The organism is Akkermansia muciniphila (genome assembly GCF_900184965.1).
Taxonomy (GTDB): Bacteria; Verrucomicrobiota; Verrucomicrobiia; order Verrucomicrobiales; family Akkermansiaceae; genus Akkermansia; species Akkermansia muciniphila_A.
Genome location: NZ_FXYA01000154.1, coordinates 1 through 24,769, shown reverse-complemented (window position 1 = coordinate 24,769; position 24,769 = coordinate 1). Strand labels below are relative to the sequence as shown.

At 55.1% G+C, this 24,769-nt stretch carries 22 protein-coding genes and 2 CRISPR repeat arrays; of the genes, 18 read left to right on the top strand and 4 right to left on the bottom strand.

Annotated elements, in window-relative coordinates:
- The first annotated feature begins 16 nt into the window (after nt 1-16).
- From CI070_RS03895 to CI070_RS03825, 15 genes are all read left to right on the top strand, one after another.
- Nucleotides 17-1,009 (top strand): phage protease, encoded by a 993-nt coding sequence (locus tag CI070_RS03895; RefSeq protein WP_094136109.1) that lies wholly within the window; start codon nt 17-19, stop codon nt 1,007-1,009.
- A gap of 46 nt (nt 1,010-1,055) precedes the next feature.
- A complete protein-coding gene (locus tag CI070_RS03890; RefSeq protein WP_094136108.1) occupies nt 1,056-1,451 on the top strand; it encodes a hypothetical protein in 396 nt (131 codons plus the stop codon).
- 42 nt (nt 1,452-1,493) lie between these two features.
- Nucleotides 1,494-2,405, top strand: coding sequence for a hypothetical protein (locus CI070_RS03885; RefSeq protein WP_094136107.1), 912 nt, complete (start codon nt 1,494-1,496; stop codon nt 2,403-2,405).
- A gap of 74 nt (nt 2,406-2,479) precedes the next feature.
- A complete protein-coding gene (locus CI070_RS03880) occupies nt 2,480-2,908 on the top strand; it encodes a hypothetical protein (protein ID WP_094136106.1) in 429 nt (142 codons plus the stop codon).
- Between the two features lie 48 nt (nt 2,909-2,956).
- Nucleotides 2,957-3,718: a hypothetical protein gene (locus CI070_RS03875; protein ID WP_094136105.1), complete on the top strand. Its 762-nt coding sequence runs from the start codon at nt 2,957-2,959 to the stop codon at nt 3,716-3,718.
- Nucleotides 3,715-4,350: a hypothetical protein gene (locus CI070_RS03870; RefSeq protein ID WP_094136104.1), complete on the top strand. Its 636-nt coding sequence runs from the start codon at nt 3,715-3,717 to the stop codon at nt 4,348-4,350. Before CI070_RS03875 ends, CI070_RS03870 begins: the two co-directional genes overlap by 4 nt.
- On the top strand, nt 4,343-4,831 hold the full coding sequence (locus tag CI070_RS03865; RefSeq protein WP_094136103.1) for a hypothetical protein: 489 nt from the start codon (nt 4,343-4,345) through the stop codon (nt 4,829-4,831). Before CI070_RS03870 ends, CI070_RS03865 begins: the two co-directional genes overlap by 8 nt.
- Before the next feature lie 7 nt (nt 4,832-4,838).
- A complete protein-coding gene (locus tag CI070_RS03860; protein ID WP_094136102.1) occupies nt 4,839-5,054 on the top strand; it encodes a hypothetical protein in 216 nt (71 codons plus the stop codon).
- A gap of 57 nt (nt 5,055-5,111) precedes the next feature.
- On the top strand, nt 5,112-5,699 hold the full coding sequence (locus CI070_RS03855) for a hypothetical protein (RefSeq protein WP_094167838.1): 588 nt from the start codon (nt 5,112-5,114) through the stop codon (nt 5,697-5,699).
- Nucleotides 5,700-5,765: 66 nt separating this feature from the next.
- Complete coding sequence (locus tag CI070_RS03850; RefSeq protein ID WP_094136100.1) at nt 5,766-7,988, top strand: hypothetical protein; 2,223 nt, start codon at nt 5,766-5,768, stop codon at nt 7,986-7,988.
- Nucleotides 7,989-7,990: 2 nt separating this feature from the next.
- A complete protein-coding gene (locus CI070_RS03845) occupies nt 7,991-8,395 on the top strand; it encodes a hypothetical protein (protein WP_094136099.1) in 405 nt (134 codons plus the stop codon).
- A gap of 9 nt (nt 8,396-8,404) precedes the next feature.
- Nucleotides 8,405-8,869, top strand: coding sequence for a hypothetical protein (locus CI070_RS03840; RefSeq protein ID WP_094136098.1), 465 nt, complete (start codon nt 8,405-8,407; stop codon nt 8,867-8,869).
- Nucleotides 8,869-11,799 carry a hypothetical protein gene (locus CI070_RS03835; RefSeq protein ID WP_094136097.1) on the top strand — a complete coding sequence of 977 codons (2,931 nt, stop codon included), beginning with the start codon at nt 8,869-8,871 and terminating at the stop codon, nt 11,797-11,799. Before CI070_RS03840 ends, CI070_RS03835 begins: the two co-directional genes overlap by 1 nt.
- A complete protein-coding gene (locus CI070_RS03830; protein ID WP_094136096.1) occupies nt 11,789-13,951 on the top strand; it encodes a hypothetical protein in 2,163 nt (720 codons plus the stop codon). Before CI070_RS03835 ends, CI070_RS03830 begins: the two co-directional genes overlap by 11 nt.
- A gap of 6 nt (nt 13,952-13,957) precedes the next feature.
- Nucleotides 13,958-14,737 (top strand): hypothetical protein, encoded by a 780-nt coding sequence (locus CI070_RS03825; RefSeq protein WP_094136095.1) that lies wholly within the window; start codon nt 13,958-13,960, stop codon nt 14,735-14,737.
- Between the two features lie 487 nt (nt 14,738-15,224).
- A CRISPR array of direct repeats spans nt 15,225-15,846; the repeat unit is 31 nt; unit sequence GTCGCACTCTCACGAGTGCGTGGATTGAAAC.
- 119 nt (nt 15,847-15,965) lie between these two features.
- On the opposite strand, the gene cas7c is transcribed toward CI070_RS03825, so the two are convergent.
- The 4 genes from cas7c to CI070_RS03805 are packed head-to-tail and all read right to left on the bottom strand — an operon-like array spanning nt 15,966 to nt 22,030.
- A complete protein-coding gene (gene cas7c, locus CI070_RS03820) occupies nt 15,966-16,790 on the bottom strand; it encodes a type I-C CRISPR-associated protein Cas7/Csd2 (RefSeq protein WP_094136094.1) in 825 nt (274 codons plus the stop codon).
- Between the two features lie 42 nt (nt 16,791-16,832).
- Complete coding sequence (gene cas8c / locus CI070_RS03815; RefSeq protein WP_179218357.1) at nt 16,833-18,815, bottom strand: type I-C CRISPR-associated protein Cas8c/Csd1; 1,983 nt, start codon at nt 18,813-18,815, stop codon at nt 16,833-16,835.
- A 25-nt stretch (nt 18,816-18,840) separates the two neighbouring features.
- Nucleotides 18,841-19,536, bottom strand: coding sequence for a type I-C CRISPR-associated protein Cas5c (gene cas5c / locus CI070_RS03810; RefSeq protein ID WP_094136092.1), 696 nt, complete (start codon nt 19,534-19,536; stop codon nt 18,841-18,843).
- Nucleotides 19,537-19,558: 22 nt separating this feature from the next.
- The gene (locus CI070_RS03805) at nt 19,559-22,030 is read right to left on the bottom strand and encodes a CRISPR-associated helicase/endonuclease Cas3 (protein WP_094136091.1); all 2,472 of its coding nucleotides are present in this window, start codon (nt 22,028-22,030) and stop codon (nt 19,559-19,561) included.
- A 96-nt stretch (nt 22,031-22,126) separates the two neighbouring features.
- On the opposite strand from CI070_RS03805, the gene cas4 reads away from it, so the two are divergent.
- The 3 genes from cas4 to cas2 are packed head-to-tail and all read left to right on the top strand — an operon-like array spanning nt 22,127 to nt 24,116.
- A complete protein-coding gene (gene cas4 / locus CI070_RS03800) occupies nt 22,127-22,795 on the top strand; it encodes a CRISPR-associated protein Cas4 (RefSeq protein ID WP_094136090.1) in 669 nt (222 codons plus the stop codon).
- Nucleotides 22,792-23,811 (top strand): type I-C CRISPR-associated endonuclease Cas1c, encoded by a 1,020-nt coding sequence (gene cas1c, locus CI070_RS03795; protein ID WP_094136089.1) that lies wholly within the window; start codon nt 22,792-22,794, stop codon nt 23,809-23,811. The genes cas4 and cas1c overlap by 4 nt, the downstream gene beginning before the upstream one ends.
- A 14-nt stretch (nt 23,812-23,825) precedes the next feature.
- Nucleotides 23,826-24,116, top strand: coding sequence for a CRISPR-associated endonuclease Cas2 (gene cas2 / locus CI070_RS03790; protein ID WP_094136088.1), 291 nt, complete (start codon nt 23,826-23,828; stop codon nt 24,114-24,116).
- A 218-nt stretch (nt 24,117-24,334) separates the two neighbouring features.
- Nucleotides 24,335-24,704: direct repeats of the CRISPR family, unit length 33 nt; unit sequence GTCGCACTCCGTAAGGAGTGCGTGGATTGAAAC.
- Nucleotides 24,705-24,769 lie beyond the last annotated feature (65 nt).

Here is a 24,769-nt window from a genome sequence, read left to right as displayed (position 1 = left end):
CAAAAAGTCAAGAAGGATGAAAACCATTACATTGGAAGATTTGCAGCCCTGGGAAAACCCGGGGGACGGCTGGTATAACATCGAACGCTGGGGGGAACATCCCCAGCAGACAGCGGACGGAAAAAAATATGTCCAGGTCATCGACGATGAGGCCGTGCGGGCCATCGTGGAAGCAGGCGTCCCGGAAGAAGGGCTGCTGACCGACGTGGAACATGTGTCCGTTGCCGTCACCGGGCCGCGGGATAGCCGGGCTTACGGCTGGGTGCGCGAGCTTGCCGCCCTGCCAACGGAGGAAGGGCTGCAACTGTGCGCCCGGATTGAATGGACGCCGCTGGGCCTCCCCCTGGTCCGGGACCGCATCTACAAACATTTTTCGACCGTGTACAGCGTGGAGCTGTGCGCGGACCTGGGAGGCGGACGCCTCCGCCCCCTGCAACTCGTCGGGCTGGCCCTAACCAACCAGCCCAACAACCCCGGCCAGCGCCCGATCACCAACAGTCAGGCCGCGCCGATCAACGACAACACAAACCAACAAGACAACAACATGGAAGAATTGAAAAAAATCGCCGCCAAGCTGGGACTGCCGGAAGACGCCGCGCTGGACCAGATACTGGCAACAATCGACGCCCTGATGGCCGCCGAACAGGAAGCCGCGGAAGCGGAAGCGGAAACGCTGCTCAACAGCGAAGACCTTGCGACCTTGACCCCCGAGGAAAAGAAGGACCTCAAGGAAGAACTGCTGACCAACCGCGAGATGGGCATCAAGATGATCAACCTGCTGGCCAACCGCAAGGGAGGCGGCACGTCCGGGGGCGCTCCGAAGTATGCCCGGCCCGGATATCGCCGGGAAACCCAGGCGACCAGGGGAGGCAAAGGCATGGGGACGGACCGCGGCCAGCTGCTGGTGAATACGGCCCGCGACATCCAGGCGCAAGAAAAGGCAGCCGGGCGTCTTTGCTCGTTTTGGAAAGCGAAGAACCTGGCCAAGATCCGGCTGGGGCAGAAGTAAACCGCTCCTGGCATTTGCTTTTAACTATTCATAACCAGAAAACAACATGGCAATTATCCATCAACAGGCCGTCATGAGGGCGGAAAGCGGCATGGACCTCCGCAAATGCGAAGGCTGCTTCGTGAAGAAAGACACATCGGGCAAGTTGGTCTTGTGCGGTAAATCCGACATCCCCCTGGGCGTGGTCCACGTCGGCGGAGACGAAGGAGAAGACACGGATTACATCCTGCCCGCCCATCAGGGGATCGTGGGGGTGCGGTTGAGCGAATCCCCCGGCAGCGTGGAAGAGGGAACCAGGCTTGTCCTGGACGACGGAGGCACCGCTACGGCCGGAGATACTGGCACCCAGGTGGCCGTGGCCTGCGAGCCGGGAACCGGGGGGCAGCTGTTGGAATCCTACTTGACCCTCCCAACCGTGCAGGCGGCCCCTGCCGGAGACTGACGCACTCAACAACCAACAATAAGCAATAGATACTAACATTATATGTTTCAGAATGCTGCAAGCTACAACGGTTATTTGACCGAGCTGTGCCAGGCCGCTTATGCGGACGAGGCGGACAGTATCAGCCGCAAATTGTTCCCAACCGTGGGGGTGAAAACCGCCGTGGGAAGTTACAAGAAGCGGGACATCGACAACGCGTTCCGCGTTTATAAAACGGCTCTGTCCAGGGGGAATTCTCCTACGCGGATAGACACCAATGCCACGGACGATTTTTACAACTGCAAGCCCCACGCATTGGAGGTCGGCAGTTGGAAATTCGACATGGAACAAGACGGAGGAGGAGACGATGAGCGGGAAAGCAATCTTCAGGATTTGATCAGTTCCCAGCTGGTCACGAGGGAAGTTGAAGCCGTCACCATCTGGAAAGCAGGGGTGCCCGTTACGGCTGGAAGCGGCAACTGGACCAGCACCGCCGGACAGAAAGCCAACATCATCCAGGAACTGGATAACCTGGCCCTGACGATCCAGGCGGCTATCGGGCGCAAGCCGACGCATTTGATCCTGGGGCTGAAAGCCTGGGTGATCATGAAGAATCATCCGTTCTTCCTTAATCGCCTTCAGGGGTTGGAACTGACTGCCAGCCTGGACATCCTGAAGAACATGCTGGTGTTCCCGGACATTGACGTGTCCCTGGCATCCATGCCCTACCAGCCCGCAGCACGCGGGAAGTCCGGCAAGATGCAGGGCATTATGGGATCGGACATTTTCATGTTCTACTCCCAGGACGCGCCGACGCGCAACGACATGTCAGCAGCCAAGGATTTCACGCTGGAACCTTCCGGCCCGGAAATCCTGTCCGAAGAACGGACGCTGGAAGTGGTGGACATGATGTACTGGTCCACTCACCGGAAAGTGACCAATCCGGCAGCCGCCGCACGTATCGAAGTATCGTAACCAGGAATGGCAGATTGACGAGGACTGTTCCGGGGGCGCAACGCCGCCCCCGGAACTTACCGGAAGGAAAAACCATGTGGAACCCATTAACTGAAGATGTGCTGAACCAGGTACTGAACGCCGGGGAACTGGCCAGCGTAACGCGCGACCGCGCCCAGGTGCAGCCCGATCCCATCCCCGGCATCCTGGCCGAGACGGCGGCCACCATCCGCAGCCGCATTGCCTCCGGAGGCCGCACCAGGTTACAGGGAAGCCCTGACTGCATCCCCGCGGAACTGATGGCGGAAGCCGGGGCCATTGTCCGTTACCGCGTCCTGGTCCGGTTTGCCCTGGCCATGACGGACGAGCGGAAAGCGGAGTGGCAGCACGCCAATGACGTGCTGAAGGAATTATCCTCCGGCAGCTACGTGATCACCGATGACGCCAGCGACAAGACCCCCAGCCCGCACTATTCCGGAAGGCCGATCCGGTGGGGCATGAGCCGCCACGGCGGGGTGATGTAAGGCCCGCGCATGCGGGCAGTGAACAGTTAAAAGCGAATAGTTAATAGGATGCCAAGCGCCGAAGAAACACTGATGGGAAAGCGGCTGATGCCGACCAACTTGAATTCCGCCCAGCTGGAACAAATGGGCCGGGAATTCACGCAGCGTGCTATCTTTTCGGCTGGTTGCAACCATCTTCAGACCGTGCAGGCGATCCGGGACGAATCCCGGAAAATTTTGAACGGAGAATGGCTGAACGCTTCCGCCCGTGAATTCCTGAACGCGGTCCTGAAATTTTACAACTACGAAGCCCCGGAGGATGCCGAGGGGACGATCCGGGACATGACGACACCCGGACGCCAGAATTTGATTTTTGACCAGACGGTGGCGCAAGCACGGAATTATGCCTGGAAAGAAAACCTGCTGGCCGACGACAGGCCCCACGCCTGGCAGCTGGTTCGGGTGGGAACCAGAAAAGAACCGCGGGACTGGGACACGCGCTGGAAAGAAGCCTATGCGCAGCTTTCCCCCGCGGAACGCCGGGGAGTAGATGCTGAAGGAAAACGTGCCCTGGTGTCCAGCCGGATATGGAGCTTGCTTTCCCGGTGGGGCACGGGCTACCCGCCTTTTGACTTTAACAGTGGGATGGGTGTGAAGTCCGTATCGGCGGACGGGTTGCAGGACGCGGCATCCGGACGGGAAGATTTTAACAGAGCCGAGGCGAGCATGAAAGGAGTGGATCAGGATTTGCGCGACTGGATCAGCCGCAACCTGGATGTGCAAGTGAGCATCCGCGGGGACAAGGCAATCATGGAAGGAGGCCGGGCATGATCAGTTTACAGGTGAATCTGGACATGTCCGTTGCCCTGGCCAGGATGGTCACGCCGGAGGATTTGCAGGCCATGACCCGGCACGCCGGGGACGATTTGCGCGACCTGCTGAAGAATCATTTTATCGACCGATCCCAGCAGACCGGATCGCGGAACTACTGGGCCGGGGCGGCGGAAGCCACGGAAAGCCATATGGAGGGCCGCACGGCCCGCGTGACGGTGAGCCATACGGGGGTGCGCCTGCACCTGCTGGGCGGCACGGTCCGGGCGACTGGCCGCATCTCCCCCGTGACGGGCCGCCCCACCAAAAGCCTGCTTGTCCCCGGGCCGGATTCCCCTTTGCGCAAGCGCCGGATCACGCTGGCCGAGGCCGGAATTCCCCAGGAGGAAATCATGGTCTTGTACAGCGTCAAAAGCCGCATGCCCTACCTGGCCCGCGTCCAGGAGCGTAAGCGCATGTACAAGGGCCGGAAGCAGAAAATAACGCCGCTGGGGCTGCTCTTGAAATCCGTGACGCACGACCCCGACCGCACCGTGCTGCCGTCGGACGCGGAACTGACCGACGCCGTGAAAACCTCCGCTGTGGACACCCTGGCAACTAGAATTTCCAACCGATTGAACAAGCATGAATGATGAACTACCAGACGGCCCCGAATACGTGTTTGCCCAGGCGGTGATCGACCGCCTGGCCGGAAAAAAAGAACTGGCCAATTACGTGATTCCGGACCCGTTTGACGCCAGCGACCAAGTGAACAACCTTGCCCTGGCCGTGGCGCAGTATGATGCGGCCATCGCGGTCATGCCCCAGGCACCCCAGCCGCCGCCCTGGAAGGGTGTGGACATGCCGGACCCCGGCGTGGTTGTCGCCACGGCAGCCATCCTGGTCATGACGACCGGGCAAGTGGGGGCTGACCCCACGATCCGCCGCTTGTCCGCCCTGACCGCCGCCGTGCTGCGGCGGCTGCGCAAATGGTCCCCGCACAATGACGAGCTGGCCGGGACAGCCCCCTGGGTGGCGGAAATTACAGAACTAAGCACGGAACAAGTGCCGGAACTGAAGAACGTGGACGGCAGAGTGATTTTCCTCTCGATCCGAGAAACCCTGAACCCATAGCAACAACATGGCAAAGACAGAAAAAGAACAGACGGCCCCGGCATCCGCCGCGGGGGAAGCAGGCGTCAGCAGCCAGGCCAAGCCGCAACTGGTGAAAGTGCGCGTGACCAGGACGGGCACCAACATCAGCGGCATGACCTACCTGGCCGGAGTGGTGGTGAACGTCACGCCCGACCAGGCTGCGGCACTCGAACAGGCAAAAGCCGGCTGCCGGGTATTTTAACGGACCGGAGCCGGAACGACGAACCATTAACAATTAACTATTAACCAAACCAAGCACATGGCATACGAAAAAAGATTTGTCGATAATTTGATCGGAGGCATGATCATCCGCATTGCAAAATTCGGGGAAACCGTCACCGCAGGAAACACGGTGGGAGAAGGGGCCAAGCCCGACGCTCCCACCCCGGAAAAGCCTGGCCCGTGGCTGACCCTGGGCAAGATCAAGACGGCTACCAGCGAACGCCAGAAGAAGACGGCGACGGTGGAAGGCGTGAACGACGCGGGATTTTATGAAATGCGCGATTTGTCGATCGCCCAGCAGTCCAAGCTGAAGTTCACGACGCAGGAGGTGACGCCCGAAGCGATCCAGCTGGCGTTCGGCGTGGCGGACAACCTGGAAGATGACCAGGAAGCCGCGCCGTTTTCATCCTCCGGCAACATCCGTTGCTGGGTGTATGGAGAACTGCGCAACTCCGGCAATAACGCCGAAAAGCTGGCCCATTTCTGCGTGATGGGGGATTTATCCCTCACCAACAGCCCGAATTTCGCGTCCGATCCGGTGACGTGCGAGTTTGAGCTATCCATCAAGAATTCCCCCCTGGCTACGTTCACGAGCCTGGCGCTGGCCAAGCTGGCGGCGGATTAACCCTGCGCCCATCCAGGAGCCGTCCGGGTACGGCGGCTCCGCTTTCCCCCTTCCATCTTTCCAATCATGATTATATACATAGATGCTAACACGCTGGCCCTGACGACGGCGGGCCAGGTGCCGCTGACTGACATGGCCCTGGTGCGGGGCGACAAGATGCCGCTGCGCATCGTCCTGACGGACGGCCCCGGCACCCCCTCGAATTCTGACGAGGTGCCCGTGCTGGCCGTGAAAAAATCCCTGGGGGACGATGCCCTGGTGCTGGCCGCCACGGGGCTGGAACATGTGGAGGATGCCCTGGGCGCTGCCTATGTCGGCAGCCTGTCCGTTAATACGGTACAGCTGGCGGAGGTCATGGGGGATCAATCCCGGATTGACCTGATCGGCGAGGTGGTGCTGGTGGCTCCGGATGGGGCGCAGCGCACGTCCCGCCTGATCCGGGTGACGGTCCGGGCGGACTTGCTGCCCGGGGATTACGCGCCGCCTGACGAGGTGCTGGCCGACTGGTCCGAACTGGTAGCCGACGCCTTGGCCGCACAACTGCCGGACGCGCTCAAGGACGCGGGCGTGGAATTGGAAGCGGTGACCGGGAAATCCACCTTGTCCAGCGGGGACGCCGCCGACACTTGGACCATCGTGGGAGGCTACGCGATGACCTGGGGAGACGAGATTCTGGCGGGACATCTGCCCGACAGCTGCCGCCTGACGAGTATTTCCACTGTGTATTTTTTCACCGACCCCGCCCTGAATCAGTATTGCTTGCGTGTCTGGAAGCTGGTGGACGGAGATTACAGCCTGATTGGCACCTCCGCCTATGTGTCCAACCTGACCAGCGGCCAGACGGCTACGTGGGTATTCACGCCGGGCGTTCCCCTGACGCGCGGAGATGTCATTATCATCCAGGTATGCGAAGGGACCGAGATGACGCCCTACGCGCTGGGCATGCACGCCGTGCTTACTCCGTCCGTCCCTGGGCGCGGCCTGGTGACGGAGGTGACCAACCCGCCCGCCGTGAACGGCACGATGGCCCCGCTGATGACCGTAGTAGTGGACTATGACGACGGCATCACCCTGGGAGGGGTGGAGCTGGCCACCGCGCGGCAGCTGAACAGTCTGGGGCGGGATGTACGACAATCATCCGCGACCGCCGAGGCTGCGGCGCGGACAGCTGGCCAGAACGCCGCTGCCGCGTCCACGTCTGCCTCCGATGCCGCAACATCTGCCACTGCCGCGGCCAATTCCGCCACGGCGGCGACTAATGCTCTGGCGGCCATACCGCAGGTGGATGCATCCGGCAACATGACGCTGGCCGGAGGTCTGACGGCGGCGGGGGCTATTAACGCCAATGGCGGCATCAATATTCCGCTGGCTGTCGGTGCGCCGACCGATACGGGCGCGGTTAATCGCTTTTATACGTCAGGATTGGCCGGTGCTGTATCAGCGTTGGTTCAGCCTATATACCTTAATTCCAGTTCGATCACAGTCGCGGGTTCCATTTCTAAATCTTCCAACGGTACTCTTGCCGGGTTGACACAGCATTTTTCGGTGGGCGCGGCTTCTGCCGATTCCAATGCGTACGGGTCAGCGGTTATTCCCCTGACAGGACCTAACGGTCAATTTAATTACAGTTCCGTGTGCGGATTTTCCCTTGCGGTCAACGCGACAGCCTTCGCTAAATTTACTTTTGGTCTGGCCCGCGGCTCAAGAACCGTCAGAACCGGGTTGACGATGGATTCTTATTCCATAATTCCGGGGAACAATCTGGCCGTCAACTATGGGGAAGTCATCGATGTTACCATCAATACGCCTTACGATACTGTCCGCAAGGGGTATGAAATCAGAGTAAGGGAAATTTTTTATGTAACGTCCGTTGGGAACTGGCAGGTGAAGACGACAACCGTGTTTCTTCCATTAGGGACGAATGAGCTGATGCCGGACGGGCTGAACAGACTTATTTACATGCAGAGCGGGCCGCCGAGTACAACAGTGCGGGAGGAAAAGGCGGCTCTTTATATGGAGCTGGGAGGCGGCAGCGCCAATACCCTGTTCAAGATAGCTTCTCTCCGCGGCTTCATCGCTTTCGAGGCAGGAACAGGCGTAAGCACCCTGGTCATCGACGCGCGCAATGAGAAAACATATGCCCTTTCAGCCGACGCGGGCACAGGCACCAGGCACCTTTATGCCAATGGATTGACCAATCCAACCTATCACGCATTGGAAGCAATGGCCGTCAATGCCATTGAATCCGAGGAAACAGCGGATTTTGAAGATATTAACATACCTCTCTAATCATGAACGACGCAGAAATACAAATACAGTTCCCCCGTCCGGGTCAATGGGATGAATTCATTTTGACGCCCATTTATCGGGACAAGAGCGGTTATCGCCCTCCGGCCCGCTATACGGCGGACGAAATACCAGCGGAGCAGGCCCCGGCCATGGCCGCCGTAGTTGCCGCGCTGGTGGGACTGGCGGAACCGTGGCAGGCGTCCCAGGTTTGGGCGCGGCGCAACTGGGTATTACGGTTTTCGCGTGGTGATGCCGGATCTTACCAGACCAAGGAAGTAGTGATCCTTACAGTCGAAGCCATTAACGCCCAGGGAGGCCGCAAATTATTCACGGCGATTGAATACCCTTCCTTTGTTCTCAAGGATTCCGCCTCCGTGGCGTTTTTCCGCTATTTCACTCAATCCTGATTCCTTCTAATGGCCTATGAATCCACAGACACGGTGATTTACCGTCCGGACGGCCTGGATGCGGTCACGCTCTGCAAACAGGGGGATCTTATGGCGGCTCCGGTGGACGTTACGGCCTCCGTCCAGGTGCAGCGGGACGGCGTGCTGGGCAGTTCCTGGATGCTTCAGCGGGCGCGGGGCAACGCCCTGATGCAGCTGTCTTTCACAGTGGCCCATCCGTTCCCGACAGCGGCGGCGGCCCGTGCCTGGGGCTTGGACGTCCAGGAATTGTTCACGCTGCACCCGCTGGGGCGCGTCACTTGGCTGACCTGCTATTACCAGGGCCGCCCCCAGCGCGTGAGGGAATACGCCGCCACCGTGGACCCTCCCCGCCCGTACCCCCTGACCAGTGAACACTGGTACGGGGTGGACTTGCGCGGGGCGGCCTGGCAGGCCGTAGAATTCAAATTTGCCCTGACCGGAGAAATCAACTGATGAACAACAATATTGACATATCCCTGACGCTTGGCACCCGGGCGGACATGAGCGGGATTAACCAGGTGCGCAAGGGGGTGGACGATCTTTCCACGGCAGCCAAGGGGCTGCCGCGGGAACTTATTTCCGGAGGGGTGGGAACCGTGGCGGATGCCCGGGCATTCTCCGGGGCATCCGCCCCTGGCAAGATGACCATACAGGTGGAGGGACTGGACCATCTGGACGGGACGATCGCCCATGCGGAAGGAGTGGCGGCCAACGGAACGTCCGCCCAGGGACGGACGGACAAGGCCCTGGAAGAAATGCAGTCCGGAATTGCCCGGGTGTCCAAAGCCGTGGAAGAGGTGGCCCGCGGGGCTGCTGCCCCGGATCATTCCCCCCTTCCTGTCCCCTCCGCCCGGGAAGGCGGGAATGAATGGATGATGGCGCGGCTGGACCAGATTGCCGCGCTGCTGGCCAGGATGGACGCCACGCTGGCCAAGAGCCTGGCCGCATCTACCAAGCCGGAGGGGACGCTGGACCAGGTACGCAAGGGCATGGATGAATTGTCCCGGGCGGTCAAGTCTGTTCCGGCGCTTCCATCCGGAGGCGTGGGGGGGCAGACGGGAGCCGTGCCCGCTTATCCGGAGACACAGGCGGCAACGCCTAATGACTGGACTGTGAGGATTGACGGACTGGACGCGCTGGGCGCAACGGTCCAGGGCGCGGACAAAACGGTGGGCCATGCTGCGGATGCCGTCAAGCAGCAGTCCGGATGGCTACAGCGCAGCATTGACGCCTTATCCAAATTTCCCGGACAGGTTCAAACCTGGGCGGGTGATAAAATGCAGGAATGGCGCAAGTTCAAAGGCGGCCTGCAAAACGCCACCAATGTCCTCAACCTGGGCAAGGAAGCCTGGGGGCTGGGCCGGGCTGCCGGAAATGCCCTGAATGATGCGTTTGGCCTGGGCGCTAAAAAAGTGTCCGCGCAACTTGCGGACGTGCTGGCGAAGGGGAAAGCGAAGGTGGAAGCCTGGCAGGCGGGCATGAGTGCGGAACTGGGGAGATTGAACCAGGAACAGGCGCTGAAGAAGGAACATTCCCTGGTCAAACAGATCAATGACGCTTACGACGCCCGCAAAAGGACGATCGAAGCCCTGGACGAAAAGGCGAGCCGGAACCTGGAAATGCAGGCCCAGCTGCTGGCCATCGAAAATGAGAAGAACCGCAGCATCATCAGGCAAAAACAGATTCGCGGGGAAATGACGGAGAGCCAGGCCCGGGACGCCCTGGCGGCCATCGACGCCAAAGACGCCGGAGAACGCCGGGCTATCGAACGGCAGCAGGCGGAAAATGCCGTGAAAAAAGCCGAAGCACTGGCCGAAGCCAAGGCGGAACAGATCAGGCGCATGCAGGAGCTTACCCAATCCAGCCCGGCAGCGGCGGGAGTGAAGAATTTAGACACGAAGCAATTTTACGGCCAGGCGGACGCTTTCAAGAATGCGGAAGCGGCCCTGAAACAATGGCAGGAACTGGCAGCCAAAAAGAAGAAGCTGGAAAAGGAAATTGCAGACGCGCCGAAAGAAATGGCTAAAGCGGCCATGCTGGGCGGCGTGGGCATCCCGCTGGTGGCCGGATTACAGCAGAAAAAGAATCAGGACGAAGAAACCCTGAAGCATGTACAAGCTTTAATGGATGGCATGCGGAAAGATGCCAGCATGCCATCCGCCACCAATGGAGAAATGATGGCCCGGCTGATTGCAGAAAAACAGCAGCAGGAGGCCGCCTTGAACAACATGATGGAAGGCATCAAGAATACGGGGTTGCTGGGCGATGTGCGCGGCAAGTCCGGGGATGCCTTGTATATGGCTTATGCGGATGCGTTAAAAGTCGCCAGAGAGGTAATCAAAAACAGAACAGCATCTTTGGCTGATTTATTCAAAGAGCAAGAAGCTTTAGATGAAGCTGTGACGACGGCCAAGGAACGGCTGAATAATGTTCTGACTGTGCAGGGCGTCCAGGCAAAGGCAGATTCCGACGTGCAAACGGAAACGAAAAAGACGGATGCCTGGCAGGATAACCAGCGGAGGGATGCTACAATTTCCCGGACGGCGGCGGAAGCTCTATCCAAAGCCGCGGAAGCGCGTAAGAAAGAACTGGACGCTACCAAAACGGCCATGAACACGGCTGTGGAAACACTGGAAGCAAGCCTAGATTCCTTCTCTGGATTTGCGGACAAGTATGCGGAGGGTAATAAAAAGGCCCAGGAGAACGCCACCAGGTTTCGGGACACGATTGGCCGCTTGCGCAACAAGGACCAGAAGTTATGGGACAAGCGGGACGAGAGTGACGCCAAATGGACGGAAGAATTCTTAAAAGCCCTGAAAGAAAAATTCGGCAATGCTTACAATTCCGACGCCGACCGGGGCATGGTGAAAGCCGCGGAACAAGCCTGGAAGTCCATGAATGACATCCTGACCGCTAAAAAGACACAGGAAAACCAGGAACAGAAAATCAAGGGCCTGGAAGAAGCCGCCCGGAAAGTAACCGCCCTGCCTGAAGACATCCAGGCCAAAAGCATGGCAGCAATGGAACTGACGGAATGGATGCGGAAATACCGGGAGGGGGCTGTTCAGAAAGCGGGGGATCTGGCCGGAAGTTCCGACTATGAAATCCTTTACCAGGTGGAGGACGTTGTGCGCAAGGCGTTACAGGACGGACAGGTGGACAAGGGCGAACGTGCCCAGCTGGCCAGCCAGCTGAAAATGCTTCTTGGCAACGACCGCGGCCAGGACGAAACGCCCGCGATTCACGGCATGGTGGAGCTGGTGCGGGAGATACTAGGCAGGTATTCCAGGAGCCAGGAAACGGCGCAAAAGCTGAACGCGGAAGTGGCGGAGCTGAAAAGCCGCCTGAACAAGATTGATTCACAGCGGGGGTATGGACATTAGAACAGTAGAATTGACGGGACTGGCCAGCCAGTCATGCAGCTGGCAATGGCGGAATTTTACGGCGGCCCAGGTGTCTTTCCAGCTGGGCCGGGAAATGATGGATGCCGCCCCCTTCTCTTATAAAGAGCGCGTGCGGGTGGCGTGGGACGGCGTGACGGTGCTGGACGGCACCGTGCGCAAATGTGATGCCGCCTTGTCCGCGTCCGGCTACGTGTGGCAGGTGGAAATTTGCGACCACTGGAAGCCGATGGAGGGCACGACGTTTTTCGGCTCCGGCATCGGGGCGGGCAGGATTGCTTTCTCGTTTGCGGCGTTTTCCGGCCTATCCTCCGGGGCGTCGGTCAAACGGCGCATCAAGATCGCGGCGGCCCTCCGGACGGTGCTGGACAACGCCCGCAAACATGGGGCGCTGGTGACGGATTATGTGCTGGATGTGGATGATTCCGCCTGGATATGGGACACGGATGTCGCCTGTGACAAGCACGCCTCCCTGCTGCGCAAATTCCTAAGTTCCCGGCCCGGCATGGTGGCCTGGTTTGATTATTCCGGAGCCAGCCCCGTGCTGCACATTGCGGACGGGGACCGCCTGGACCCGGTGACGCTGGACCGGATCGCGCACAGATTGTCAAAAATCCAGCTGACGGAACGGGTGGACCTGGTGCCCCCCGCGGTGGGGGTGGTGATGACGCGGGGCAAGTACGCCACGTCCGCGGTTGTTCACCCAGCCGGGGCGGACTTGCACCAGGAAGGCTGCACGATCGTGCAACTGTCCGACCCGCGAACGGGGGATGACCCGGACGACACCGACGAGGATGGCGTGGATGGCCCCCAATACAATTTTGCCAAACCGGAAATGATGGTCCTGGGGGAAAAGATGCCGACCGGGCCGGAGGATGCCCGAAAGTGGTGGACTAACTGGATTCCGGAATTAGCCAAGGTGCCAGGCGCGCAATTTGGCGCGATCCAACGGGAAACCCCCGCCGTGGAAGGGCAGGAAGCCAAAAATTATAGCACGAGCGCCACCAAGTACAGGCTTGCTTTTGGCGATTTATCGGAATCCTGTACGGCGATCAAGTGGTGCGAAGTAGTCTTCAAGCAATATGTTTACATAGATTCCCCTCCGAAAAAGGGGTTTGAATTGATATTCCCCAGGAAAAAAACCGTGACGATTAACGGGGACAAGGTGACGAGGTATTATAACTGGCTGACTTGGCGGGGCATCACGACCAATGTTCGCCGACGGTCTTACAAAGTGGACCGACACGGCACCCTGGGACCGGAGGACGGTTCTGCATTCCCGCCTCCGTCCGGAGGCAGCGGGAGCGGCGAAGCGGACTGGCCAAATTACAGGCCCGTCTTGGCCGCCTATTACCAAATGACCCGCGTGGCTCCCTGGGCCGGAAGCGTGGACGCCCTGGCGGCCATCCGCCCGGACCTGCTGCTGGGGCGGCGCTTGTCGATTGCAGGAGCCAACCCGGCCTGGCTGGACATGCGGACGGTCATACAGGGCGTCACGGTGGATTTATCCGCGGGCAACACGTATATATCCACGGGAGTTCCCGACCATTTGAGCCTGCAAAGCATGATTGACCGACAGCAGCAGCTTTACAGCAACCAGGCCGCTATGGATGGCCGGGACAACCAGGATCAGGTGCAGGACAATCCCGCCCTGTCCCTGACTTACGATTCCAACGCACGCATCAGCCCCAAGGCCCCGACCGTTAGCCCCCGCGGCGAGGTTATCTGGTCATCCGCGACGCCGGAGCCGAACGACTACGGATTCCGCGTTCAACTGGAATACGATGAAGACGGCCAGAAGACGGGAGCCACCATCACGCCCGGGAAAATCATGCTGAATGGCCGCGTGCTGGGAGATGCCCCGGCAAGCAAGGATTTGCCGATGATGGAAGGGGAAGTCTGGCTGAATTTGATTCTGAATGAAAACGAGGAAATCACGGGCATGGCCGTCATTTCCTCCGCGGGGACGGTAGATCCCTTCATGCTTACATCCATAGACGGCGCAAGGCCGTCCCGGTTGTTTTATTATTCCTTCCCTCTGGCCGTCATTAAAGGCGACGAGGTAATCCAGTATGCCCTGGGCACCATTCAGCTTCCCGTAGGGGGCGGCACGTATTATCCGTGGGGACCGTAGTTTTTTATGATCAGAATTCACATATTCACGTATAAGGAAGACGCCCCGGAAGCCGTAGCGGCGGCCAGGTGCGCCCGGATGGCCTGCCCGTCTGCCCTGGTTCGGGTGCTGGATGATTGCCACGCTCCGGTGGATGCCGGAACGGTGGAGGCCTTGGAAGAGCTGGGAGCCGTCTATGATCAGACATCCTGGATGCGCGGCGGGAATTTACGCGGCCCCGGCGCCATTGTGGGAGTGCTGCGCTCCATGACGGCAGGGGCAGCCCCTGAAGATATACTCGTCAAGCTGGATGCTGACACGGCGCTTTTAGATGGGGACTGGCTGCACTGGATGACGGACCATCCGGAGTGCCTGTGGTACTCTTCCGGGGATGATCGGCATTTAACCTATGGGTGCTGCTATGCCGTGCGTGCCCATGTGGCCGTCCATTTGGCCGATGTTCTTCAGGAGCGGCATTTACCGGATTCAGCCCCGGAGGATTTAACGTATGCCTTAACCATGATTGAAGAATACGGACGGGAGGCATGCCGGATTGAAGTGCCCTGGCGGCGCGGGGAATCGGAGAATTCCCGCTGGTCCTGCTGGTGCTGGCACAGTGCCGAGGCTTCCCCTGATTTATACGCCCGGATGTTCCGGATGGTGACGACAGGCAACCCCCGGCCTTATGGGGTGCCGCGCGAGCGCAGGGCGGAAATTATGCACTCCCTTTGCAACGCCAAAATAAAGCTGATGGCAGCGGCGGCAATAGCCCCGGTTCAAGGTACGGATCAACCTTCCTTCCGGTGAGTTTTTTATAGCAAATTCGGGGGTAAAAGTCACGCAAATTCACCCGTTTTCAGGCGTTTTTTTCACCTCTTTTCAGGCTTCCGGAAAGGGGCTTTTCCTGGCCGCAAGTGGCGAAATATCGCAACAACCTGTCCCGCATATCGCAACTATCTTGCGCCGTTACACATGGGAGGTTGGCGCAAAACACCCGTTGCACTGTTGATAATCAAACCATAGACGTCCAGGAGTCGCACTCTCACGAGTGCGTGGATTGAAACAAGTTTGTCCGCACGGAGCGTCTGCCCAAGTCCGGTCGCACTCTCACGAGTGCGTGGATTGAAACATTTTTTTGGCGAGATCCGCCGACTTGTCTTCCGGTCGCACTCTCACGAGTGCGTGGATTGAAACTGGTGTGCCCTGGAGAGGCCGCCGAATACCAGGAGTCGCACTCCGTAAGGAGTGCGTGGATTGAAACCGGCAGCTGCACGACGACCGCGCCCGCCACGGCCGTCGCACTCTCACGAGTGCGTGGATTGAAACCTCAATCAGGTCGCCAATCGCCCGTAGATAGTAAGTCGCACTCTCACGAGTGCGTGGATTGAAACGGATCTCTGTCTTGTTGAAGGTCCATCCCGCGAAGTCGCACTCTCACGAGTGCGTGGATTGAAACAAGAGAAGATAGCGCAGGAAGCGCTGCGGCAAGGGGTCGCACTCTCACGAGTGCGTGGATTGAAACAAGAGAAGATAGCGCAGGAAGCGCTGCGGCAAGGGGTCGCACTCTCACGAGTGCGTGGATTGAAACAAGAGAAGATAGCGCAGGAAGCGCTGCGGCAAGGGGTCGCACTCTCACGAGTGCGTGGATTGAAACAAGAGAAGATAGCGCAGGAAGCGCTGCGGCAAGGGTCGCACTCTCACGAGTGCGTGGATTGAAACATTATTGAAGGAGGCTATCACTTGCTGCGATTTCGGTCGCACTCTCACGAGTGCGTGGATTGAAACGTCGTCAATTACTTCGTAGCAATAATCATGCCAATGTCGCACTCTCACGAGTGCGTGGATTGAAACACGTCGTCGGTCATTTCCGCCAGGGCGGAGGCGCGTCGCACTCTCACGAGTGCGTGGATTTAGATGTCGTAGACTGAACGACCTAATATCCTTGGAATAAGAAGAAGCTGTTGGCTATAAAGCTCATTAAAAACACCCTTCATTTTTAGTGAAGGGTGTTTTGACATTCGTGAAAAGAAACAGCTCAGAAGCCTTCAATCATTTCCGGGGTTAATCCCGGCAGATCATATTTCTTTACAATATTTCCGTCCTCGGAGACTTCAATGGAGTGGTGGACTTTCGCAGAAGAGTATTGACCACTTTTACAGTTATGTTCCCACCAAATGACTTTTTGAATAGACATGCTGCCTTCCGGTCGTGCAGAGGAGGCGTCTCCTTCAAACATCTGAGGAAGAACTTGTTTGAAAATGGAGGCATCTTCATCCGAGAAGCCTGTGAGTTCTGCCAGCTGTGGATTGATTGCTCCAAAGAAGACATAGGTGCCCTTGTCCACCCGGTGCTTCATGCCCATGGTGTCGGAAGATTTTTTGCTGCCGTCTCCGTCATTGCTGACACTTTTCGTAATTTGTGTACTAGTGATATTCACTGTATCTTTGCTAAAGGCTGGTTGAATGGTGACTGGGCCTCTGATTCCTATGGAGACGCCGGTGCCTTTTGCCGCATCTTTGTCTTTTAAGGCAAAGACCTGTCCAAAAGCTCTCACATCATACCATTCCTGACAGGCTTTTTGTGACAGTTCAGCAGACGTACCTTTTTGTTTCAGGATGGAAGTAGCACGTTCTTTCAATGTTTTATAGTTGTCTACACGTCTGTCGTCTGACTGAACAAAGATGTTTTGCCCCATGTCCATCAGTTTATTGCGGATTTTTCTTTTAAGACAGACATCGGAGATTTCTCCGAGTCCTTCCAAGGTGGTTCTGGGCCGGTTGCCATCGAGAGGGTCTCCGTTGGGATTAGCGTTCGTAACGGTAAAGATGACGGCAAAGTCGATTTTATGATTAAGGCTCATGATGTGGTTTTATAGTGTTGAATTAATGTTTTATTCTAAGATTTATTTTGCCAGTTCAGCATTTTTTTCTTCTTTAGTTTTGTAAATAAAGGCTCTCTGGCAGTGGTAACCGAGGAGGTAGGCTCCGGTTAATGGCCCGTTATCCATGAATTGTCCCATGAGGAATGTTTCCATGATATTGTCTATGTAAGCATCATAGCTTCTCAAGAAAGAAACGGTGTTTTCATTTTTTTTCAAAATGTTGCGATAGGGCTGAATGCTTTTTTCCAGCATGGACCATGTTTCTGACGGTCTTTGCTGGAACCGCTGCATAAGTTTTTCCGCATTGGTGGGGCGGGAGGTTTTCGTGATATTTAATGCTGATGTTTCGATGGCTTCTGCAACGGCTAAAAGACGACCGAAGAGGTAACTGCGATCTGTGATTTTTGGATCAAGGCTCATGGTATCTGAGGACGAAGTATTTGTTTGTGGATGATTATAAAGATAAACGGAACAGGATACTCCCAAGGTCATTTCCCATTCCCACCATTCCATGGCATGCCGTTTGGATGTCTGGAGAACACATTGCTTTTCCAGGTCCGGAGGAATGGGAAGATTGTGAAGAATACAGGGTAGTAGTCTGGAGAGGGCGTGTTTGCGTAGTTTATCGTCTACCTTTATTCCATACGCTGCTTTGACAATCATGGAGATAGACGGCGCGCCAATATAAGATCGGTCATTTCCTTCTTTGTCTTTAGGAAGGCGTTGTTTCCATCTGGCTTTGGAATGCCAGGAAAGCAGGTTGTTAAGGTATTCGGAGACGGTGAATTCTTGAAAGCTGGAGAGGGACATGCGCCCCGGCGACGCAGAATTCAAGCTGAGAACAAGAACACGGTTTTTAATATCGTTTTCATTCAATGATGTCCGCAACAGCTCTTTTCCTCCTCCGGAGAGTTCTTTTTTAAATTGCTTAACCAATTGGGTGACCTGGTCATTCGATGTTGGCTGGTCGGGCGTGTAGTGTTCCCATTCCTGCACATTGCCGCAGGGAGACGGAACTTTCAACAGACCGGGAGACCAGGCGAGAACGACAAGATCTCCATCATACCAGCCTTGGCGAGAGATAAGCCAGCGAAGCGCGCTGTGGGCTTTTTGGGTGACTTCAGTACTTACTCCGCACGCTTCATCCGCTTCAATGAATTTGCCGCGGTAGGTATAGCCGGAACTGTCATTGGAAGAAATGAGTTTGGCCTTGTCGCCGGCGTTTCTGATGCGTGCCGGGTGAGTGGTTGCCAGAGGCGCTGTTTTTCCCAGGACATAGCACATCCCTTCTTTGTTTGCCTTGGATTCCGTATAAATCCGCCAGGATTCGTACATGGCGGGGTCTTCATACACTTCCGGAGGGCTTCCATCCTTGTTGTTGATCTTCCATCTTATGAACGCATTTTCTTGGGTGGACGCTCCCAGAATTTCAAAGATAGCGGGCATTTCCTGTTTATCCCCTTTCCATACAGGAAGCAGAGTGTTGGTGGAATCTTCCACATGTAGGATTTCCTCCTTGATCAAGTCCCTGATCAGGGATTTCTTACGAATATAGGCCAGAACGGCGTTCAGTTTGACATTCCCGGGGTCAAACGCCGCCCATTCCGATAATTGCTGTTCATATTGTTCGTAGGATGCCTGCAGGGTTTTGAGTTGTTTGGTCCGTTTGGCCGGGGATTCTTCCGGAGGGAAATAGTCAGCGTTATCACCTGCCACGTATTGGAGCTTGTCGCACAGAGGGTGGGCACAGGCTCCGCTGGTGCGTCCTCCTGAGGCTTCCGTAACGGGGATGATGGTGGGTTGACTATTCTGATTGTTGAGGGATGCATTAATTAGCTCTCCCCGTTTGTTCAATGTGATGGTGATGTGAGCATTCTGCATACTGTGGTACAGCGGCAGAAGAGGAGTAATGAGGCGTTCTTTCCTGTTGCCGTGGGCCGGTTCTTTGTCAATACGACCCACATAATCACGGTTTTGTTCATAGGTGGCGTGTAAGGCGTACATCCAGTTCATCGTTTTCTTTTTCCTTTCATTCTCCCAGGCTCAGATCATTTAGTCCGCTGGATCTTGGCGGGCATGCCACCATGGGGCGTACATGCTTGACAATTTTGCATGCTTCAGGGCGCACGAAGCGGATCGTTCCATTTTCCATGACCGGACGCCAAAAACGTATGGAAAGCTCCTCTTTTCCCGTTTCATCCGGATAATTGAAACCATGGAACATGAGTCCGAAGGAGGTGTCTCCATATTGATCATAGAATCCCTTTCCTTCTCCAAACCGGCATGGTTCCACGTATCCCTGGCATTCCCTGGTTCCCAATGCGATGTCCCTACGTCCTCCGCGGTCAATCATGCGACGGGCAATTTCATAATGCTTGCCGTCGATCCGGTCCTTGGACATATCCGGACGGTACATGTTCCATTCAAAATGAGCCTTGACTTGATATTCCACATCTTGAAGGTAGGTATATACGGATAAATCCGCCCCGGCTTCATGATATTTGATCAGTTTCATATTTTTGGGAACCAGACGGATAGGGCGCATTATTCTCACCTCGTCAATTAACCAGATCAGGGTGGGTTTCCAGTACACCGCCTTTACAATTCCTTTCAGGGCTTCATAGGTGGGGATTTGATAAGAACATTTTTCTCCGCCTATCCGGGTGAGAGGGTCGGAGAAAAGCGCATATTTCCCGTAGACCTTAAATTCGATTTGATTAAGCATGAATATAAAGCTGTTGAAATTTTTAAATCTGGGAAACGGTCAGCGCCCCGGAAGTCTCTCCGGGATCTGTGAGAAAGCCCAGAAATGGATCATATTTATTAGGTATTGTTGTATAAATATCCACTCCTTCCTGTATACGCATAATGTCTCCCGAATTCAAGTATTTTTCAAGAAGTTGGCTGGAAATCGCGACGGAATAGGCTCTGGCTTTTTGGAGCCATTCATTCCATTGTTCCCATTCTTCATCCGTATGAGGATTCATATTCCAAAGCTTTTCCCTGCATTCTTCCCCTCTTCCATAAGGGGTGATAACAGCTATTGTATCATCCTTGATCGGATGATATTGGCGTGCTGCCGAGTCAAAGGCCTGGAAAAGACGGAGGGGAGCATATTTGGACTGTTGACGAGGATGTGTCATCAGTTTGAAATTTTGAGATAGCGCATCCTCCATGTTGGTGGCGACGTCGGAGCATATAAACGGGTAGGACAGATGATCATGATTATGAGAGCGGGTGAGCTTGCCGTAGAATTCCTTAAAATAGAGCGAAACGGATTTATTTCCCAGAATTCCTCCTTCTTCAGGATCACAAATCATTCCCATAGCAATTTCCCTTCCGATTTCAAGTTCCGGTAGAAAATCCAGTCTTTCCAGATTGCCTGCGGGATTAATTAGGATAACTCTTCCCCCGGAACGGTTGGCGTCCCTGTTGCATCGGCCTGCCGCCTGAGTGCAGGAATCCAGGCCGGCCACGCTCCGTATGATTACGTCAAAGTCTACGTCCACTCCGGCCTCAATGAGGCCGGTACTGATGCACACAACGGCTTTTCCCTTCCTTCTGGCCTTTTCCAGAGATTTTTTGTCAATACGGTTCGTGATGATTTCTTTCCTGTGGGCAGGGCACATATTGGTGCTGAGGTGGAAAACGTCCGCCTCTGTATTCAGCTCCCGGCAGGCGCAGGCCAGTTTGGAGGCCAGTTTTTTGGTGTTTACGATGACGAGGGTGGGGCCTTTGGAAGAAGCTTGCTCCATGATGAAGTCCCTCATTTTTTCTACAGTCCAGTAATTGGAGGGTTTCCGTTCACAGACAACCTCGCATTGACGGAATTGGCTAAATTGATCGAAGTAAGCTTGGCTGTCCGGAATAATAGGTGTTTCGATGAGATGAGCATGCGTTCCGTCTTCCGTGACAGTTTCCGGAGGAGTAGCCGTACAGCGGATGGTGCTGCTGTGGCAGATGCCGGCGAGAAAATCCAGCGAATGTTCAAAAAGCCGTAGTGAGGTTGGGGGAATAGCTTGCACTTCGTCAAAAATAAAAACGGCATTTGCCAGGGAGTGCATGCGCCGCACATGCTGTTTGCCGGATGCATATAGGGCATTCAAGTATTGGACGGATGTAGTGAGTACAATGGGAACGTTCCATGTTTGAGTGGCTTCCATGTACCAGGTTTTTCTTTCCGGTGACCATGGTTCCATTTCTCCCTCCTTGTTAAGGGTTTCCTTCACCAGATTGGAATGATGCTCCAGGATGCAGTCTTTATATTCATTTCCAAGTACTTTCCGGATGGCATTGGCCGTTTGGTCAAGAATGGAGGTATAGGGAATGATGTAAATGATGCGTGACAAATGGTGCCGCCGTGCATGTTCCAGGGCAAATCTAAGGCTTGAGAGGGTTTTGCCTGCACCGGTGGGAAGTGTAAGGTTCCACTTGCCAACTCGTCCTGGCGCAGCTTGAAGGCACTCCTGCGACATGGCTGCCCGGCTTTGATTGATGGGAGTATCAGCCTTGAATTGTTCGAGATGTTTATTCAAGTTTTTTAACATTCCTTCCCAATCCGGTTCCGGAATGCTTTCGTAGCTTCCTTTTCCAGAAGCACTAGTGTAATCCGCTTCGATAAGGCTGCTCAAGCAGAACCGTGCGATTAGTCCGGCATGGAATGCTTGTTTTTTTGGACAGTGGCTAAACAGGGTGGTAAGGAGGGTGTAAACATTCTTGAATTCCGTGGCCAGTTCCGTTTTTTTCAGGAGAGAGTAGTAATGCTCTTTCTCCTGAAACGTCAATTTGGACAGGATTTCATCAAGATGGGTTTTCTCTCCGGATTTTTTCATGCGCTTGGAGAATACGTCATCTCCGGGCATCGTGCCACGGAAGCAGTCAATGAGAGCAGGGTTGTGATGGGAGGCAATACATAAAGCAATGATTTGCCGGAAGATAAAAAATTCTTCAGAGTTCTCCGGGATGGGAAAATGATTCCAGACAAACTGGGCTCCAGCAGTGGAATGGTCTATGCCGCCTTTTGGAATTGGAGGACTGATATGTTGAGAGAGAGCATCCATGTATTGCTGAAAGTCTGCACTCATTTTGCCGAAGTCGTGCATGCCGCCGATCAAGGCTCCAAATTGCGATAGCCCTAAGGGAGCAAGCAGGGTGGACATCGTACGGGCACATTCTTGTTCGTGAGTGGAAAGAGACTGATGGGGGCGAGCCTGATACATGTGAAACTATCATAGGTTCCATATGATCATTTGCAATATATGAATTGATTAATTTAGTATTTTATTTAGTGTTTCACCCTGAACAGAATTTCCAAGATGTCTTCTTCCTTTTTTTCAGTGCCCCTGGCGGCATTACAGCATTACTTGTATTGTCCCAGGCAATGCGCACTGATTCATCTGGAATGCGCGTGGGCTGATAATCAATTTACGGCGGAGGGGAATGTATTTCATGAACGGGCGGATTCCGGCATGACGGAAAACCGCGGGCGAAAGAGGATCCTGCGTTCTCTTCATATTTCTTCCCTCCAATGGGGAATTCACGGCATTGCGGATGTCGTGGAGGTTGTTTATGCTGAGAAAGGCGGCATTCCCGTATCCATGACGCCCGTGGAGTACAAGGTTGGCAAGCCCAAACCGCACCGTGCGGATGAAGTGCAGGTGTGCGCCCAGGCCTTGTGCCTGGAAGAAATGTTTGGGTTGGAGATTCCCTCCGGTTTTCTGTTTTATGGAAAGACCCAGAAAAGGATGGAGGTGGTATTTGATGAAGAGCTGCGTATTCTGACAGCCGAGGCTATCAGGAATGCCAGGGAGGTCTTAACCGGGGAAGTGACGCCGCCGCCCATGTATTCCAAAGCCTGCAAATCCTGTTCCTTGGTCAATGACTGTCTTCCTAACGTTTGCCGGGAGCACAGGCAGACCATGAAAGCCCGGGTGGATAGTGTGTTTGAAGACAGCCTGGAAACAAGTGAAGCCGATGATTTATGAAGAAGCATTTAAATATATTGTTTGTGACGCTGGAAGGATGCTGGCTGTCCAAGGATGGCGATACTGTAAAAGTCAATGCGGAAGGAACGTGTCTGCTGCGGGTTCCCCTCCATAACTTGGAGGGTATTGTGACGCTGGGATGGGATATAGGAGTTTCCCCTTATTTGATGGGAGCCTGTGCGGAACGCGGCATCACGCTTTCCTTCTGCAATCCTTACGGTAAATTTCTGGCTGGCGTACAGGGCTTCATGAAGGGAAATATCCTGTTGCGCCGGGAGCAATACCGCTGGGCTGATGATGAGGCAAGATGGGTTGGCGTTGCCCGGGAAATGATAGGAGCCAAAATTGCGAATTGCCGCAGTCTGCTTTTAAGGGTGCAAAGAACATACGGGAAAGATTTGTCGGAGGCGATCGATCGTCTGGCGGCTTTTTGCCGCATGGCCCGTGGATGCAATTCCGGAGACATGTTGCGGGGCATTGAAGGTTCCGCAGCGGAAACCTATTTTTCCTGCTTGTCCCATTGCCAGAGGACGGAAGATCCGGAGTTGGTGTTTGAAAGCCGCAATAGACGTCCTCCCAAAGATTGTTTTAATGCTCTTTTATCTTTTCTATACAGTTTGTTGTGCCATGACGCCAGGTCCGCCCTTGAAAGCTCCGGCATTGATGCCGCCGCAGGCTTTTTGCACCGTGACCGCCCGGGACGTCCCGGAATGGCTTTGGACCTGATGGAGGAATTCCGGGCTCCTCTCGCTGATCGCCTGGCCCTTACCCTGATTAACCGCAAGCAGATATCCTCAGATGATTTTGACAAGGAAGAGTCCGGAGCCGTTTTTTTGAAGGAAGATTCCCGTAAAAAAGTATTGAATGCCTGGCAGGAACGGAAAAAGACCGTTCTGGTGCATCCTTTTCTTCAGGAAAAAACCACCTTGGGATTGCTGATTCATATTCAGGCCCTTTTGTTGGCACGCCATTTGCGTGGAGATCTGGATTGCTACCCTCCGTTCATCGGCAAGTAAAACGAGCTGTTGTCATGTATATTCTCATTACGTATGATGTAGCTACGGATGATAAGGCCGGGCAGCGGCGGTTGCGGCAAGTTGCCCGAGCCTGTGAAAATGTCGGACAGAGAGTGCAGAATTCCGTATTTGAATGTGAATTGACTCCTGCCCAATTGGTTGACATTAGGAACAAGCTGCTTAAGATTATTGATAACGAGAGTGACAGTCTCAGAATTTATCATATGGGGTCCAATTGGCATCATAAAATAGAACAATTGGGTAAGGAGAAAAGCTATGACATCTCCGGTCCCTTGATTATTTAAAGACTGTTGAACATGGCCTGTGCGTCAACCTCAAGCTCACACGAATTCCCCGGCAGGTCGGCGATTGGTGTAATGCATTGGGAATAGAAGATTGACAGATAAATACTCAGAAAGTGTAACCGTGCAATGACGGTCTTTTTAGGGAGGTTGGCGCAAAGTATGATTTGCTCTGTTGAGTAACAATGTATAAGGTCGGCCGCAGTCGCACTCCGTAAGGAGTCGCACTCCGTAAGGAGTGCGTGGATTGAAACACATTTGTACAAGTGAAATCATGACGCCGACTAAAGTCGCACTCCGTAAGGAGTGCGTGGATTGAAACCTCCGTAAAACCGCAGCACACCTCATGCTTCTCCGTCGCACTCCGTAAGGAGTGCGTGGATTGAAACCATGACGGAGGCCGCGGAATGCATAGCAGGAGCTGTCGCACTCCGTAAGGAGTGCGTGGATTGAAACAATATTGACTTGTATCTCCAAGTTGAACAAGGAAGTCGCACTCCGTAAGGAGTGCGTGGATTGAAACTCCTCTCATGGCCACGTTTTCTAAAAAAGCCATCCGTCGCACTCCGTAAGGAGTGCGTGGATTGAAACTCTTAGAATTAAGAAAGAGGAACGATATCTACAAGTCGCACTCCGTAAGGAGTGCGTGGATTGAA

Excerpts from the sequence above, each read along its gene's own strand:
- CI070_RS03870 (WP_094136104.1), top strand. The coding sequence starts at position 3,715 with ATGATCAGTTTACAGGTGAATCTGGACATGTCCGTTGCCCTGGCCAGG.
- CI070_RS03830 (WP_094136096.1), top strand. The coding sequence starts at position 11,789 with ATGGACATTAGAACAGTAGAATTGACGGGACTGGCCAGCCAGTCATGC.
- CI070_RS03865 (WP_094136103.1), top strand. The coding sequence starts at position 4,343 with ATGAATGATGAACTACCAGACGGCCCCGAATACGTGTTTGCCCAGGCG.
- cas8c (WP_179218357.1), bottom strand. The coding sequence starts at position 18,815 with ATGTACGCCTTACACGCCACCTATGAACAAAACCGTGATTATGTGGGT.
- CI070_RS03825 (WP_094136095.1), top strand. The coding sequence starts at position 13,958 with ATGATCAGAATTCACATATTCACGTATAAGGAAGACGCCCCGGAAGCC.
- CI070_RS03805 (WP_094136091.1), bottom strand. The coding sequence starts at position 22,030 with ATGTATCAGGCTCGCCCCCATCAGTCTCTTTCCACTCACGAACAAGAA.
- cas5c (WP_094136092.1), bottom strand. The coding sequence starts at position 19,536 with ATGCTTAATCAAATCGAATTTAAGGTCTACGGGAAATATGCGCTTTTC.
- cas1c (WP_094136089.1), top strand. The coding sequence starts at position 22,792 with ATGAAGAAGCATTTAAATATATTGTTTGTGACGCTGGAAGGATGCTGG.
- cas2 (WP_094136088.1), top strand. The coding sequence starts at position 23,826 with ATGTATATTCTCATTACGTATGATGTAGCTACGGATGATAAGGCCGGG.
- cas7c (WP_094136094.1), bottom strand. The coding sequence starts at position 16,790 with ATGAGCCTTAATCATAAAATCGACTTTGCCGTCATCTTTACCGTTACG.
- CI070_RS03845 (WP_094136099.1), top strand. The coding sequence starts at position 7,991 with ATGAACGACGCAGAAATACAAATACAGTTCCCCCGTCCGGGTCAATGG.
- CI070_RS03855 (WP_094167838.1), top strand. The coding sequence starts at position 5,112 with ATGGCATACGAAAAAAGATTTGTCGATAATTTGATCGGAGGCATGATC.
- CI070_RS03875 (WP_094136105.1), top strand. The coding sequence starts at position 2,957 with ATGCCAAGCGCCGAAGAAACACTGATGGGAAAGCGGCTGATGCCGACC.
- cas4 (WP_094136090.1), top strand. The coding sequence starts at position 22,127 with ATGTCTTCTTCCTTTTTTTCAGTGCCCCTGGCGGCATTACAGCATTAC.
- CI070_RS03835 (WP_094136097.1), top strand. The coding sequence starts at position 8,869 with ATGAACAACAATATTGACATATCCCTGACGCTTGGCACCCGGGCGGAC.
- CI070_RS03840 (WP_094136098.1), top strand. The coding sequence starts at position 8,405 with ATGGCCTATGAATCCACAGACACGGTGATTTACCGTCCGGACGGCCTG.
- CI070_RS03895 (WP_094136109.1), top strand. The coding sequence starts at position 17 with ATGAAAACCATTACATTGGAAGATTTGCAGCCCTGGGAAAACCCGGGG.
- CI070_RS03860 (WP_094136102.1), top strand. The coding sequence starts at position 4,839 with ATGGCAAAGACAGAAAAAGAACAGACGGCCCCGGCATCCGCCGCGGGG.
- CI070_RS03885 (WP_094136107.1), top strand. The coding sequence starts at position 1,494 with ATGTTTCAGAATGCTGCAAGCTACAACGGTTATTTGACCGAGCTGTGC.
- CI070_RS03890 (WP_094136108.1), top strand. The coding sequence starts at position 1,056 with ATGGCAATTATCCATCAACAGGCCGTCATGAGGGCGGAAAGCGGCATG.
- CI070_RS03850 (WP_094136100.1), top strand. The coding sequence starts at position 5,766 with ATGATTATATACATAGATGCTAACACGCTGGCCCTGACGACGGCGGGC.
- CI070_RS03880 (WP_094136106.1), top strand. The coding sequence starts at position 2,480 with ATGTGGAACCCATTAACTGAAGATGTGCTGAACCAGGTACTGAACGCC.